Here is a 13,550-nt window from a genome sequence, read left to right as displayed (position 1 = left end):
CGCCCCTGACCGTCAACCGCGTTTTTCCTTCATGCGTTTGCGCAATCGGGCCATGCGCAGATCGAAACCGGGTGCGAGTGTCGAGATCCCGCGCCGCAGGATCATTTCGGGCAGGCTTCCACGACTGCCCTTTTCCGGCGGCAGCGCGCGTTCGGCGTAGATCATCCGCTTGGTCCCTGAGGCTGTGGGTGTTTCCATCCCCTGTTTCGTCAGCCGTGCGAAAAGGCCCATTGTATTGAACTCTTCCAGCAGCAGATCGCGGGTTATGCGCAACGTGTCGAGCCTGTCCGACCACAAATCGTCCGTTCGGGCCTTCATCATGCGGTTGATTGCCTCTCCGGGTCGGTCCATATCCAGCGGCACGATGCTGTCTGCGGGCAGTTCATCGGCCACATTGGTGCAGCCGACATAAAACGGCAGCGCCCAGCAGAGCAGCGGATCAGAGAGCTTTTCCGTCCAGGTATATCGCCCTGCACCGTTTTCGAGCGCGAGGTGGTATTTATGGGGCAAAAGCGCATCCATTTTATCATCAACAGGTTTAAAACCGCGCCCGTAAAGTTCGATGTGTTCGGGGATTTTTTCTTTCAATACCTCTATAAACGCGAGTCGTTTGCGGTGATATTCTGTGCTGGCCTTGGTGCTGGTGACGATGGAGATTTTGTCATCTTTGGCTGGGGGCTGGAGCGCTTTGAAGTGGTCATAGCCAAGTGCCCCGTCAAGATTGGCAAAGTCCACTCCGGCGAACCACAACAGACAGTAATTATGGTCAAGCCGTTCGGTTTCAAGCGGCTTTTTACCCGGTGCGACAACGGCGGCGAACTGGTTCAGGAAGGCGGCAGAATAGGGGTGAATTTCCTCCGGCTCTCCGGCAACGAAAAATGTGCGGGCGCGGGGTAGGGTGGTTTGCAGCGACCATGACGCTCGGGTGTAGATGATCAGCACATCGGCAGCGGGATCTACTTCTAACCCGAAGGTAAAGCGCACGCCCTGAAATTCCGGTTGTTTGTCCGGTGTCTGCTTCAGGAACAGGCGGGGGTCTATGTCTGTCAGGATATGGGCGTGTGGGGGCATGATCGCTTTGGCATTGGGTGTGATTTCCACTGTTATAGCGTGGAAAACATGTGCTGACATAAACAAAAGGCCCCGCGGTGTGCAGGGCCTTTCGTATTTTCCAAACAGGGCGCCGGAAGTGATCCGGCGTGGACTGTTTTATTCGGCTGCGGCGATTTCTTCGCCGGTTTCCTGATCGACAACTTTCATGGACAGGCGAACCTTGCCACGATCGTCAAAGCCCATCAGTTTGACCTTTACGGACTGGCCTTCGGAGACAACGTCTTTAGGGTGGCCAACACGCTCGTTCGCCATTTGAGAGACGTGCACAAGGCCGTCCCGCTTGCCAAAGAAGTTTACGAATGCGCCAAAGTCCATCACTTTCACAACAGTGCCGGTGTAGATTGTGCCGACTTCGGGTTCTGCTGCGATGGACATGATCATTTCGCGGGCGGCTTCGATTTGCGCACCGTTGGAAGAGGCGATCTTGATTACACCGTCGTCGTTGATGTCGACTTTTGCACCGGATGTTTCAACGATCTCGCGGATTACCTTACCACCGGAACCGATCACTTCGCGGATTTTCTCCGGATTGATATTGATGGTTTCGATGCGTGGCGCGTGCTCGGAGAAAGCCCCTGTTTCGGACAGAGCCTTGTTCATCTCGTCCAGAATGTGCAGACGGCCGTCTTTGGCCTGTGCCAGCGCTTTTTCCATGATCTCGGTGGTGATACCGGCAACCTTGATGTCCATTTGCAGGGACGTGATGCCGTTTTCTGTACCAGCTACTTTGAAGTCCATGTCACCAAGGTGGTCTTCGTCACCAAGGATATCTGTCAGAACAGCGTATTTGCCGTCATCTTCAAGGATCAGGCCCATCGCAACACCGGCAACCGGTGCTTTCAGTGGAACGCCCGCGTCCATCATGGACAGGGAGCCACCACAAACGGATGCCATAGAGGAGGAACCGTTGGATTCCGTGATCTCTGATACAACGCGGATGGTGTAAGGGAAATCTGTCGGAGCAGGCAGAACAGCCTGCAACGCGCGCCATGCCAGTTTGCCGTGACCGATTTCACGACGGCCAGGGCCCATCATACGGCCACATTCACCAACCGAGTAGGGCGGGAAGTTGTAGTGCAGCATGAAGTTGGAGCGGAACATACCTGTCAGAGCGTCGATCATCTGCTCGTCGTCGCCGGTGCCCAGTGTAGTCACAGCCAGCGCCTGTGTTTCACCGCGGGTGAACAGGGCAGAGCCGTGGGTCCGTGGCAGCAGGCCGGTTTCGCCAACAATCGGACGTACGGTGGACAGGTCACGCCCGTCGATCCGCTTGCCGGTGTTCACGATGTCGCCGCGCACAACAGAGCTTTCCAGCTTTTTCATTGCAGTAGACAGGTTTGCATCTTCGCGGTCTTCTTCAGACAGACCTTCGATGATTTTTTCACGGGCTGCGGAAATGGCAGTTGTGCGTTCCTGTTTGTCCGTGATCGCAAAAGCTGCGCGGATGTCGGCTTCACCGATTGCGGTGATTTTGCCAAGGATGTCGGAGTAATCCGGTGCCTGGAAATCAAACGGTTCTTTGGCGCATTCTTCGGCCATGTCGATGATCAGGTCGATCACCGGCTGGATGGAGTCATGAGCGAATTGAACCGCGCCGAGCATCTCAGCTTCGGAGAGTTCGTAGGCTTCTGATTCAACCATCATCACGGCGTCTTTTGTACCGGCCACAACCAGATCAAGGCGCTGTTCAGGGTTGTTGCGCAGCTCGTGCATGTCGTCCACGGATGGGTTCAGCACATATTCGCCGTTCACAAAACCAACGCGGCAGCTGCCGATTGGACCCATAAACGGGGCACCGGACAGTGTCAGCGCAGCAGAAGCTGCGATCATTGCCACCATATCGGGATCGTTTTCCAGATCGTGGGACAGAACGGTCAGAGTTACCTGGGTTTCATTTTTGAAGCCGGGAATGAACAGAGGGCGGATCGGACGGTCGATCAGACGCGCTGTCAGTGTTTCTTTTTCGGTCGGACGGGCTTCACGTTTGAAAAAGCCGCCCGGGATTTTACCGGCGGCGTAGTATTTTTCCTGATAGTTTACGGTCAGCGGGAAGAAATCCATTCCCGGCTTTTCTTTTTTGGCAAACACAACAGCGGCCAGAACAGATGTTTCACCCAGAGTGGCGATAACTGTGCTGTCGGCCTGACGTGCGATTTTACCTGTTTCGAGGGTCAGCGTCTCGCCGCCCCATTCGATTGATTTTTTGACTTCGTCAAACATACTTTTTCCTGTCTAGGCTATCGGGCCTTCCCGCATAGCCTTAGTTGTTTGGATGCCCCATTGCATCCCGCCCCGTACCATCGTTTGCAGCGGCGGGGCCGTATCACTGCATTTCAGATGCGCCCCCATACAGCAGCTTGGGCAAAAAGGAAAGCAAAAGGGCGTTTCCCCCCGGCAGGCTTGGAAGTTTGTGTTGATAACGGGTGGGTCACGGGATTGCGTCCCTGCGTGAAGGGGCGTTGGCTATTCCTGTTCCATTCATCGGTCTAGGTTCCGGCAATCTGTTAACACGCTTGAGGAATAAGCACCGTGTCCGAACTCCAAACTCCCCCCGTAAAGACCGTTTTGATGTCGATCCTGATTGCCGGATTGGTCGGGGAAACGCTGTTTGAAGCCTACGCCTGGTTGGTGTCGCCCCAGATTTTCGGCTTCGCGTTGCAGCCGAGCAAACTTGTTATGGCAATAACGGCCAAAGTGTTCGGGATTCAATTGGAATATTCGACGGCATTCGTTCTGCACTTCCTGATCGGCAGCATCGGGTTTGGAACCTTTGTCTATCTTGTGCGGCTGGTATTGGGATTGCAGGGTTGGATGTCGGGTGTGCTGTCCGGTGTCGCGTTGTGGTTTGTGGCGCAAGGTATACTGGCCCCGTTTATCGGACGCAGTTTCATGATGGATTTTGGCGCCTACACCCAGTCTTCCTTTATCGGTCATGTGGGGATGGCGCTGGTTATGGCCTATTTGCTTGAATTGTTTCTGACACGGCCTGCGGTTGAAATGACGCCATAATCCTGCTTTGGACCTTGCCGGATCAGGGCTGCCTTGCGGCTTTTGAAAAGGCAAAGACCAGTGTCGGAGTGAGCACCATCACAGCCATTAAAGCAAATCCGAGCCGGTAACTCTGCTCTGCCGGCAGACCGGCAGTTTGCTGGATCACCACGCCAAACAGCGTCTGGAAGGTGGGGATGGCTGCGACAGCAATGATTGTATAAAGGCTGGTGGCCCGCCCGATAGCTGCATCGGGCACCACTTGGCGTAATTGGGCGATCAGTGGCACATAGAACTGTTGGGCAAAGATCATAACAAATAACAGAACATTAGCCGCCCAAAGCGGCATATCCGGAGTGATTGCAAGAACGCCAAGGCTGGTCACGGAAATCAGGGCGCCGGTCAGGATAACGCTGTAGCGTGAAAACCGTCCCCAACGGTCTATAAATCCGTAGGCCGTTCCTGATGCCATGGTAGCGCAGAAGAAAAGCATCTGAAACAGACCGGTCGCCTCTAACGACAGCGCATGGACCGCCTTATAGTAGGGTCCACCCCAAAGGCCGGTTATGGCGGTTATGGGGGCCCAGATCACGGTGGACATGATCAGAACGGGGCGTACCCTGTCGTCTTTGATGAGATCGAGAAATCCGGGTGCAGGGCCGTTTGCCTCCGGTGAATCGACGGGGTCTTTCTTGGTGACGAGAAACACAGCAGCAGCGAAGGCAGCGGTAAAGACGGACAGGCCGATAAAGACATTGTTCCAGCCGAACCGCGCTATGCCAACCGCCAGAGGATAGGTGGCAAGCAAGCCGCCAAAACCGCCGAGTGTTACCATAAGCCCGTTCAGAAACCCGAATTGGCTCGCTGGAAAGTTTCGCGCCAGCAGCATGTACATGCCAACACCGCCCACAGACAGGCCAAGCCCCAGCAGAATACGGGCGAGGATAAGGGTGGTGAAGCTGGAAGTGAATGTACAAGCCAGCGTTCCAAAAGCGAGGATCAGCAGGAACAGGCTGATAATCCGGCGCGGCCCGACCCGGTCCAGCAGGAAGCCGATAAACCCCTGCGCGACGATGTTGACTATAAAGATTACGGAAATCACCAGACCAAGCTGGTCCGCCGTCAGCAGGTATTCATCCTGCCAGACCGGAGCGACAATGGCTCCCGCGGCACGGTGGAACTGGCCCATTCCAAACAAGAAGACACAAATTGTAATTACAATGAATGATTGTAACGAAAAACGAAATCTACGGGTCATTTGCGGGACGCTACCCCCAAACGGAAAACGCCGCAACGTGATAACACGGTGCGGCGTTTCCGAACTGTAAGTGGCGGTTGCCTTAGCGGCGGATGCCCAGACGCTTGATCAGGTCTTGGTACCGTGCTTCGTCTTTTGCCTTGGTGTAGTCCAGCAGTTTCCGACGCTGAGCAACCAGTTTCAAAAGACCACGACGGGAGTGGTTGTCTTTTTTGTGGGTTTTAAAGTGCTCTGTCAGCGTGGAGATGCGGGATGTCAGGATTGCAACCTGGACTTCGGGCGAACCTGTGTCGCCTTCTTTCGTTGCATATTCTTTCATAAGTTGAGCTTTAAGCTCTGGAGTAATCGACATCGGGGTCTCCTTCATAAGGTTAAGGGTTATGGCACAAGCCGGGATGTCGTCCAGCATGGCCCGTGGAGGCACCGCCCGAATGGCGGATGGGGGTCTATAGGCGGGAATCACCTGAAAGAAAAGGAAAAAGGATGAATTTAAGGAAACGCGCCCTAAATTCTCTGCTTAAGGTTAATGCGCGTTAACCATAAGCGATTGAAAATCTGTAATTTTCTTCTGGTTCCTGCTAGGCTCCGAGGAGGCGCCGTTGTCAGTTTGGCGTAAGTTACGGGTGTAAAACGGGTGTTTTATGTTGGAAGTTCTTATTCTCTCGATGCTGGGTTTGGCCGGTTCCGCGCTGGGCGGCGCGGTTGCCGATGAAGAGGCCGGAACCGACGGGGAGTCAGAGGAAGAAAACCTGCCCATCGACACAAGCCTTCTTATGCCTGAGGCACCGCCGGATGTTGCAGGCACAGCGGAACGCTCCGGCGCTGTGGTTTACGGCGATGGTGGCGACGATATGTTGACCGACTGGCACGGTGATGTGGAGCTTTATGGCGGCAACGGGGATGACATCCTGCAAGGCGGTTTTGACGGTGGCAGTCACAGCGTGTTTTACGGAGGGGACGGGGACGACACCATACGCGACGGAGACAATGACTCGCTGATCTATGGCGGTGACGGTGCCGACAGGATCACCGGTGGTCACGGCCGTTCGGAAATTTACGGCGACGCGGGCGATGACGTGATCGACACCGGCATTCAGTCCGATACCGTATTCGGAGGAGAGGGTGACGACCGGCTCGTTTCCGTTGGGAGCGGCGACATTGACGATCCCGATCTTATGTTTGGTGGTGCCGGCGACGACGATCTTTACGCCTATGGCACAGCCGGGCTTTATGGCGGCGAAGGTGCGGACCGGTTCACAACATATGCCAATACATGGGTCGAAGACGCCCCTGTCATAGAAGATTTCAATCCGGCGGAAGATCTTTTATGTGTTGAAATCGACAGCCACGAAGGTGTGCAGGATCTCTCGGACTTTGAAGTGGAGGTTCTGGATTTTGCCGATGGAACCGGTGCGTCAGTCTTTGTTGACGGCCATGAGGTGATGCGCGTTCCGGGCGGGCAGGGAATGGGCGTAGAGGATGTACAGTTTAAGCTGGTTTGAGACCGGCTAAAGGTTTTGCCTTGGCTGATTAAGCGAAGCAGGCAGGCCGGATTGCGCAGGCTGATCGTGCCCGAGATAGCGGATTTGGATATTTGGTCCAAAAAGAGCCGGTAAGGCACTTTGCCTTTTCGGATTATTTTTGTCCGAACAGGATTTTGCGTTCCGCATCTGTATGGGGGCGGTTGGGGCGGCTTTCCTTGCCCAGATTGACACCTCTTTGTACCGCCGGCCTGTCCTTTATTCGTCTACGCCACGCCACAACGTTGGGGTAATCGTCCAGCGACAAGCCCATTGCCTTGCCGATGAGTACCCAAGGCCAGCACATCATATCCGCGATTGAATACTCTCCGACGATATAGTCCCGTCCGTCAAGACGTCGTTCGAGTACACCAAGACAGCGCATGTATTCACCGGCGTAGCGTTCAGCCGCATAGCCGTCCCGTTCGCTTTCAGGTGCGTAATTGTAAAAATGGCTGTGTTGGCCTGCCATCGGCCCCTGATTGCCGGTTTGCCAGAACAGCCACTCCAAGGTTTCCTTGCGCTGAAGCGGATCAGTGGAGATGAATTTTCCCGTCTTCTCCGCAAGATACAGCAGGATTGCACCGCTTTCGAAGACGGGGACAGGGCTGTCGCCGGCTTCGTAATCGACAATAGCCGGCATTCTGTTGTTCGGGCTGATCGCCAGAAACTCCGGCTCGAACTGTGCACCGGATCCGATGTTGAGCATTCGGGTGGTGTAAGGAAGGCCCATTTCTTCAAGACAAATGGAAACCTTCCAGCCGTTTGGCGTTGGCCAGTAGTAAAAATCGAGCGGTGTCACCCGATCATTCCGAAAGGTGGCGCGCGCGGGCACCCCGTTCAATCGCTGCCCCGTGCAAGCGATCAATGTTCAGTTCATAACGGATTTCTTCAAGAAAGCGCAGTTCGCTTTCGCGAAGATGCCCGTCCGAAGCTGCTACGTCGCAACACAGCGCATAAGCTGTTTCGTGGAATCTCTCGGGGATTGCTTCGCGTACCATGCCGAACAGGGCGTCCAGACCATCTTCTTCTTCGAGCAAGTCAAAGACGCTTTGTGAAATTCCGCGAATCCGGTCAGCATCATAGACACCGAAGATCGGCAGATGATTCACAATCCGTTCGATGGACAGCAGTTCGGCGGTGCGGATCAGTTCGTCCGAGACAGATGTGGCAATCATCATGGCTACCAGCCCGTCTTGAAGGTTCCAGAGACTGTCCGTCGGGTTTGTGCGGGTCATGCTTTCGCCCTTTAATGGTTAATCGGTTTGATAATATTGACGCAAGCGGGCAGGAGCAATAGGGAGTGAGCTTCGAACCCCTTTAAAACCGGATGATAAAAATGTCTGACCTTCGCAATCTTGCCCTGAGCTCCAAAGCATGGCCCTTCGAGGAAGCCCGCAAGATTTTGAAACGGTACGAAAAGGCGCCGCCCGAAAAGGGTTATGTGCTGTTTGAAACAGGTTACGGTCCATCCGGCCTGCCGCATATCGGTACTTTTGGCGAAGTGGCGCGTACGACAATGGTGCGGCGTGCTTTTGAGGTGATGTCGGATATTCCGACCCGCCTTATCTGTTTTTCCGACGATCTGGACGGTATGCGCAAGGTGCCGGGCAATGTGCCCAATCCCGACAGTCTGGTCGAGCACCTTCAGCGTCCGCTGACCTCGGTGCCTGATCCGTTTGGGAAGTATGAAAGTTTTGGCGCCCACAACAATGCGATGCTGAACCGTTTTCTTGATACCTTCGGGTTCGAATATGAGTTCATCAGCTCTACCGAGTTTTACCGTGAGGGCAAATTCGACGAGATCCTGTTGCGTGCGGCAGAACGTTACGACGATGTGATGAAAGTGATGCTAAAATCGCTTCGGGAAGAGCGTCAGGAAACCTATTCGATCTTCCTGCCTATCCATCCTGAAACCGGCCGTGTGCTTTACGTTCCGATGAAGCATGTGGATGGGAAAAACGGCACGATCACTTTTGATGACGAGGACGGGAAAGAGATCACCCTGCCTGTCACGGGTGGCAATGTGAAGCTGCAGTGGAAGCCGGATTTCGGCGCGCGCTGGGCTGCGTTGGATGTCGATTTTGAAATGTATGGCAAGGATCACTCCACCAATACGCCAATTTATGATCGTATTTGTGAAATTCTTGGCGGGCGCAAGCCGGAGCATTTCACCTACGAGCTGTTCCTTGACGAAGAGGGGCGCAAGATTTCCAAGACTTCGGGCAACGGCGTGTCGATAGATGAATGGCTGACATATGCTTCGTCTGAATCGCTGGCCTACTTCATGTATCTGAAGCCGAAAACCGCCAAGCGGATGCATTTTGATGTGATCCCCAAAGCCGTTGACGAATACCACCAGCAGTTGCGGGCTTATGAAACACAGGATGCGGCTGCACAGCTGAATAATCCGGTGTTCCACATCCACGGTGCCGATGTGCCGAAAAGCGATATGGTGGTGCCTTTTGCGATGTTGCTGAACTTGGCTTCTGTGTCGAGCGCCGAGACAAAAGATGCACTTTGGGGTTTCATCAACAAATATGCGCCCGAAGCTTCCCCCGAGGCGAACCCGACGCTGGATGCCGCCGCCGGTTTTGCGGTGCGCTACTACCATGATTTTGTGAAGCCGAGCAAAAAATTCCGTGCTCCAAGCGATCAGGAGCGGGCTGCACTGGAAGATCTCGCCGCTGCGCTTCGGGATGTGGACGTGGCCAAAGCTATGATCGACAAGAAAAACGCAGCGATGGGCAAAGGCGATGCGCCGGTTGAAACACTGGATTATAGTGATGCGGATGATTTGCAGTCTATTGTCTTTGCCGTCGGAAAAAACCACGGTTTCGAGCCGCTGCGCAACTGGTTTACAGCCATCTACGAGGTCCTTTTGGGGGCTTCGCAAGGTCCGCGCTTTGGCGGATTTATCGCCCTTTACGGTGTGAAAGAGACCATCGCGTTGATCGAGTCTGGGCTGGCGGGGGAGCTGGGCTAAACGCTTGATTGTCTAAAATGTGTAAGAAATCGGGCGGTGAGTGCGAATTCACCGCCCTTTTTGTCGGGTTTGTGTCCGGTGGTGCCGGACGGAGCTTGGATACTTTCGGCCAGAAGAAGGCCAAACGTCAGCTCAGATCCGCGGCTGTAAGGTGATAGGCTTTTCCGAAACCGCCATTTAGCGCGGCCGAGTTGATTTTGAACGTCACGAAGCTGAAGTCGGCGAAATCGATATAGAGTTTTGATTTCGGGTGGGTCGAAAGATAATGCCCGCGCAGGGCTTCGTGTTCCGGTGAGGATCTGTCCACGAAAGAAGCTACTGCTTGCACGGAAATTCGTGGATGAGTGAGAGGATCACCTTTGCTATTCGGTTCTCCGAGGAGCAGGCCGCAGTTGGAATCCGCGCGCAAAGCTTTGGTGTGCGCGGATAAATCCGAAATGAGTGTCAGCGGGACGCCGTCCGGTGTCGTGCCAATGGCAACCCGTGTTACTGTCGGGGTACGGGTTTCCGGATCAAGAAAAGCAAGGGCGCCATAATTCGCGTTTTGAATCAATGACTTTGCCAGAGTAATCGCTTCAGCATCCGTGGGGCGGATCGGGTCTTGGGGCATGGTGCGGACCTGTTATTTGAATGTTAGGGAATGGCTCTGACGGCTGTGGTATTGATGGCGTGTTTCAGGATGGCGATCAAGAGCGGTTTGACCGCGCTTTGTAACGAACTAGGTTTAAGGCATCCTAGGGGAGGTCTGAGATGCGGTTTTTCACCTTTTTTGCGACACTGGCGACAGCCGGCTTCTTATGGCTTGCGCCGGCGCAGGCTCAAAACAGCGATATTGAAGCTGTCATCGGGGCCCAGATAGACTCCTTCCTTAAGGATGATTTCGAGACAGCCTTCACCTTTGCAGCCCCGAATATTAAAGAGATTTTCCGCACGCCTGAACGGTTCGGTGTTATGGTGCAACGGGGATACCCGATGGTCCACCGTCCTGCAGAAGTGATCTTCAAGGAGTTGCGGGAAGAAGACGGAACCCTTCAGCAATATGTTTCGATCATGGACAATCAGGGCCAGTACTATATCGCCCGTTATTCCATGACGCAAATTGATGGCAGCTGGCACATCAGTGGTGTCAGCATCGAACGTTCCCCCGCTGTGGGTGTATAAAATCCGGTTAATTGTGGCTTAAGGCAGCGTCCGGAACCGTTACATCCTGTTTAGTCCCTTTTGTTAACCCTCAGTCTGCTTGTGGTGGAATTGCTGCACGGCAGTCGGCGCGCCCTGTGACAAGCAGGGCACCCTTGCCGGTTTGCCGGATTTGAGAGGGAAATAGATGAACAAAGCACTAACTGACGGTTTGCAATTGATGCCGCCCGCGTTTGAATTCGGTCTGGACGTTTGGTCGCGTGAAGACGGCACACCGGGCACGGACACTTACGACGGGGCTGCAAATGCAACGCTTGTTGCGGCGGATGCGGATTTTGGCGGCTGCCTTGAATTGCTGAAAACCGACACGACGCAGCGCCTGCGCTACACAGGCGAAACGCCGCTGGAGCCCGGAAGTTACTGGCAGATACGGGCGCGTATCAAAGCTGTGAGCGGCCCGTTGCCATCCGTTCGCATTGCAGCATGGGCTGGAAAAAGCGGCGGTGCCCATTTGTCCGGCGTTGTGGAAACCGGTCCTTCTACGGCCCTTCAGAATTATGGTGAGGTGGTTGAAGTCTCAGCAATTGTTGGTTCTGGCAATCGGGGCGGAGTTGACATGGTCTGGGGGCAGGAGGCTGTCTACGGGCATTTCGGCATAGATCTGACGGGCGTGAATGATGGCGTGGTGCGGATCGACGATCTAATCATCGAAGATGTGAGCAGCATTTACACCCGCTCTGTTATAGACGTGGTCGATGTGACGGATTTCGGCGCTATCGGAGATGGCACGACTGACAACGTAGCGGCCTTCGAGGCTGCAGATGCGGCGGCGGACGGGCGAACGGTTCTTGTACCGGCAGGGGAGTTTTATCTGGACAGTTCTATCACGATTGCTTCAGAAATCCGGTTCCAAGGCATTGTATCCATGCCTGATGATGCCCTTTTCCAACTTTTGCAGAATTTCGACTACCCCACATATTTTACTGCCTTTGGCGATGAAGAGCTGGCTTTGAAGAAAGCCATTCAGGCGCTGTTCAATTTTACCGACCATGATTCACTTGATCTGCAAGGGCGGTCGGTAGAGATTGATGCCCCGATTGACGTGCAGGCGGCGGTGGGCAACAAAAGTTCCTATTCCACTCGCAGGGTGATCCGAAACGGCAGGATATCCGCCGCGTCCAGTGCGGAATGGGATGTCACTTCGGTGACCCGCACGGCGACCTACGATGCCGACGATCCGTATACCCTGTCTGGCGTGTCCAGTCCGGCGGGTGTTGAAGCGGGATCTCTGGTGACGGGAAGCGGTGTCGGGCGGGAAATCTATGTGCGAAGTGTGGATGCAGGGACTGGAAAGATCACCCTGTCCAATCCATTATGGGATGCCCCCGCGAGCCAGAGCTACACCTTTACGCGGTTCAGATACATGCTGGATTTTTCAGGGTTCAGCAATCTGGCACGGTTCACGCTGGAGAATTTGGAGTTCGCATGTAATGGGCGTTCCAGTGGGATTCTCCTTGCGGATACGGGTTTGATTTTCCACGTGAAAGATTGCTTCTTCACCTCACCCAAAGATCGCGGTCTCACCTCTGCAGGGCGCGGCTGTGCGGGGATGATGCTGGATCGCAACCAGTGGCTGTCGAATGAACAACCACTGGCCGTGTCTGACCGTGTAAGTATCGGGTTTAATTGTAACAGCAACGATCTGAAGCTGCGCCATAACAGGGCGCTCCGGTTCTTGCATTGGGCTATAATCGGCGGGTCAGGTGCAATTGTGTCCGGCAATCATTTCTTTCAGGACGATGCCACTGGCGGAAATATCCGCTCTGCGGGGGTTGTTATAACCAGCAACCACCCGAAAATGACAATTGTCGGAAATTATGTTGATAACGCATTTATCGACTGGACCAATGAACATGATGCCACCCCCAGTATTACCAGCGGATTTTCCTTTGGCGGACTTACAGTTACAGGCAACCATTTTACCGCCTCGGGTGCAGCGGCGTGGTTCCGGTGGCTTTCGCTGAAACCCCATGGCACCGGCCATTTCATCAACGGGTTGAACATCAGTGGGAATGTTTTCAAAGCCTTCAACGGGCCGTCTCTGCAGCGGGTTGAAATGGTCGATGATGCCATTGCCGGTTTGGATAGCAGCAAATTCCGCAACATCACTGTAGAGGGAAATACATTTAACAATGTGGATGCGCCCTTTATGAACCCCGTCACTGTAGAGGTCAGCCGTGGTACAGCTGACGACAGTTGGCGAACCAGTCTGAACCAGCATATGCCTTTTGACGGGCAGGCGCGCTATGTAACGGCGCTGGTTCCCGATGGTCCCATCCTCGATGCATCCGGCTCTAAAATTTATACACAGCCTTACTGTGAGGGCAGCGTCGGTACGGATGGAAAAAGCTTTGATATCAATTGGTCGGAAGCAGCAAAAGGGACCGTGCGTGCGACCGTGCGTTGCGACGACACCATTTAAACCGGCGCCTTGGTCGGCTGAAAGCCTTGCCCGTCCTGATCCTCGGGACGGGCAAGGTGTTTA

12 protein-coding genes are annotated in these 13,550 nt (G+C 54.4%); 5 read left to right on the top strand and 7 right to left on the bottom strand.

Annotated features, from left to right (window positions below; all coding sequences use genetic code 11):
- Positions 1-12 precede the first annotated feature (12 nt).
- Both C0U40_RS09780 and pnp read right to left on the bottom strand, forming a co-directional pair.
- Complete coding sequence (locus tag C0U40_RS09780) at positions 13-1,131, bottom strand: hypothetical protein (RefSeq protein WP_101655593.1); 1,119 nt, start codon at positions 1,129-1,131, stop codon at positions 13-15.
- Between the two features lie 78 nt (positions 1,132-1,209).
- Positions 1,210-3,333 (bottom strand): polyribonucleotide nucleotidyltransferase, encoded by a 2,124-nt coding sequence (gene pnp / locus C0U40_RS09775; protein ID WP_101655592.1) that lies wholly within the window; start codon positions 3,331-3,333, stop codon positions 1,210-1,212.
- A gap of 309 nt (positions 3,334-3,642) precedes the next feature.
- Here pnp and C0U40_RS09770 point away from each other — a divergent pair, with 309 nt between their 5' ends.
- A complete protein-coding gene (locus tag C0U40_RS09770; protein ID WP_286134887.1) occupies positions 3,643-4,122 on the top strand; it encodes a hypothetical protein in 480 nt (159 codons plus the stop codon).
- Between the two features lie 22 nt (positions 4,123-4,144).
- Here the strand turns inward: C0U40_RS09770 and C0U40_RS09765 are convergent, their stop codons facing one another.
- Positions 4,145-5,359, bottom strand: a complete 1,215-nt coding sequence (locus tag C0U40_RS09765; protein ID WP_101655590.1) for an MFS transporter — start codon at positions 5,357-5,359, stop codon at positions 4,145-4,147.
- 82 nt (positions 5,360-5,441) lie between these two features.
- A complete protein-coding gene (gene rpsO, locus C0U40_RS09760) occupies positions 5,442-5,711 on the bottom strand; it encodes a 30S ribosomal protein S15 (protein WP_101655589.1) in 270 nt (89 codons plus the stop codon).
- Between the two features lie 289 nt (positions 5,712-6,000).
- On the opposite strand from rpsO, the gene C0U40_RS09755 reads away from it, so the two are divergent.
- Entirely contained in the window at positions 6,001-6,861 is an 861-nt protein-coding gene (locus tag C0U40_RS09755) for a calcium-binding protein (protein WP_101655588.1), read from the top strand.
- A 133-nt stretch (positions 6,862-6,994) separates the two neighbouring features.
- On the opposite strand, the gene C0U40_RS09750 is transcribed toward C0U40_RS09755, so the two are convergent.
- Complete coding sequence (locus C0U40_RS09750) at positions 6,995-7,681, bottom strand: glutathione S-transferase N-terminal domain-containing protein (RefSeq protein ID WP_286134886.1); 687 nt, start codon at positions 7,679-7,681, stop codon at positions 6,995-6,997.
- A 4-nt stretch (positions 7,682-7,685) separates the two neighbouring features.
- On the bottom strand, positions 7,686-8,117 hold the full coding sequence (locus C0U40_RS09745) for a tellurite resistance TerB family protein (protein ID WP_101655587.1): 432 nt from the start codon (positions 8,115-8,117) through the stop codon (positions 7,686-7,688).
- Positions 8,118-8,218: 101 nt separating this feature from the next.
- On the opposite strand from C0U40_RS09745, the gene C0U40_RS09740 reads away from it, so the two are divergent.
- Positions 8,219-9,865 (top strand): lysine--tRNA ligase, encoded by a 1,647-nt coding sequence (locus C0U40_RS09740; RefSeq protein WP_101655586.1) that lies wholly within the window; start codon positions 8,219-8,221, stop codon positions 9,863-9,865.
- A gap of 127 nt (positions 9,866-9,992) precedes the next feature.
- Here C0U40_RS09740 and C0U40_RS09735 read toward each other — a convergent pair whose 3' ends face one another.
- On the bottom strand, positions 9,993-10,475 hold the full coding sequence (locus C0U40_RS09735) for a HugZ family protein (RefSeq protein ID WP_101655585.1): 483 nt from the start codon (positions 10,473-10,475) through the stop codon (positions 9,993-9,995).
- 140 nt (positions 10,476-10,615) lie between these two features.
- Between C0U40_RS09735 and C0U40_RS09730 the strand changes: the two genes are divergently transcribed.
- Positions 10,616-11,026, top strand: a complete 411-nt coding sequence (locus tag C0U40_RS09730; protein WP_101655584.1) for a DUF4864 domain-containing protein — start codon at positions 10,616-10,618, stop codon at positions 11,024-11,026.
- A 166-nt stretch (positions 11,027-11,192) separates the two neighbouring features.
- Positions 11,193-13,487 (top strand): glycosyl hydrolase family 28-related protein, encoded by a 2,295-nt coding sequence (locus C0U40_RS09725; RefSeq protein ID WP_101655583.1) that lies wholly within the window; start codon positions 11,193-11,195, stop codon positions 13,485-13,487.
- Positions 13,488-13,550: the final 63 nt, after the last annotated feature.

It is taken from the genome of Neptunicoccus cionae (assembly GCF_002860325.1).
Taxonomy (GTDB): Bacteria; Pseudomonadota; Alphaproteobacteria; order Rhodobacterales; family Rhodobacteraceae; genus Amylibacter; species Amylibacter lutimaris.
The sequence above is the reverse complement of the archived record's forward strand: the minus strand, read 5'-3'. Positions and strand labels throughout refer to the sequence as shown.

Bases quoted from the DNA above. Each gene is read 5' to 3' on its own strand.
- C0U40_RS09780 (WP_101655593.1), bottom strand. From the start codon at position 1,131: ATGTCAGCACATGTTTTCCACGCTATAACAGTGGAAATCACACCCAAT.
- pnp (WP_101655592.1), bottom strand. From the start codon at position 3,333: ATGTTTGACGAAGTCAAAAAATCAATCGAATGGGGCGGCGAGACGCTG.
- C0U40_RS09765 (WP_101655590.1), bottom strand. From the start codon at position 5,359: ATGACCCGTAGATTTCGTTTTTCGTTACAATCATTCATTGTAATTACA.
- rpsO (WP_101655589.1), bottom strand. From the start codon at position 5,711: ATGTCGATTACTCCAGAGCTTAAAGCTCAACTTATGAAAGAATATGCA.
- C0U40_RS09755 (WP_101655588.1), top strand. From the start codon at position 6,001: ATGTTGGAAGTTCTTATTCTCTCGATGCTGGGTTTGGCCGGTTCCGCG.
- C0U40_RS09745 (WP_101655587.1), bottom strand. From the start codon at position 8,117: ATGACCCGCACAAACCCGACGGACAGTCTCTGGAACCTTCAAGACGGG.
- C0U40_RS09740 (WP_101655586.1), top strand. From the start codon at position 8,219: ATGTCTGACCTTCGCAATCTTGCCCTGAGCTCCAAAGCATGGCCCTTC.
- C0U40_RS09735 (WP_101655585.1), bottom strand. From the start codon at position 10,475: ATGCCCCAAGACCCGATCCGCCCCACGGATGCTGAAGCGATTACTCTG.
- C0U40_RS09730 (WP_101655584.1), top strand. From the start codon at position 10,616: ATGCGGTTTTTCACCTTTTTTGCGACACTGGCGACAGCCGGCTTCTTA.
- C0U40_RS09725 (WP_101655583.1), top strand. From the start codon at position 11,193: ATGAACAAAGCACTAACTGACGGTTTGCAATTGATGCCGCCCGCGTTT.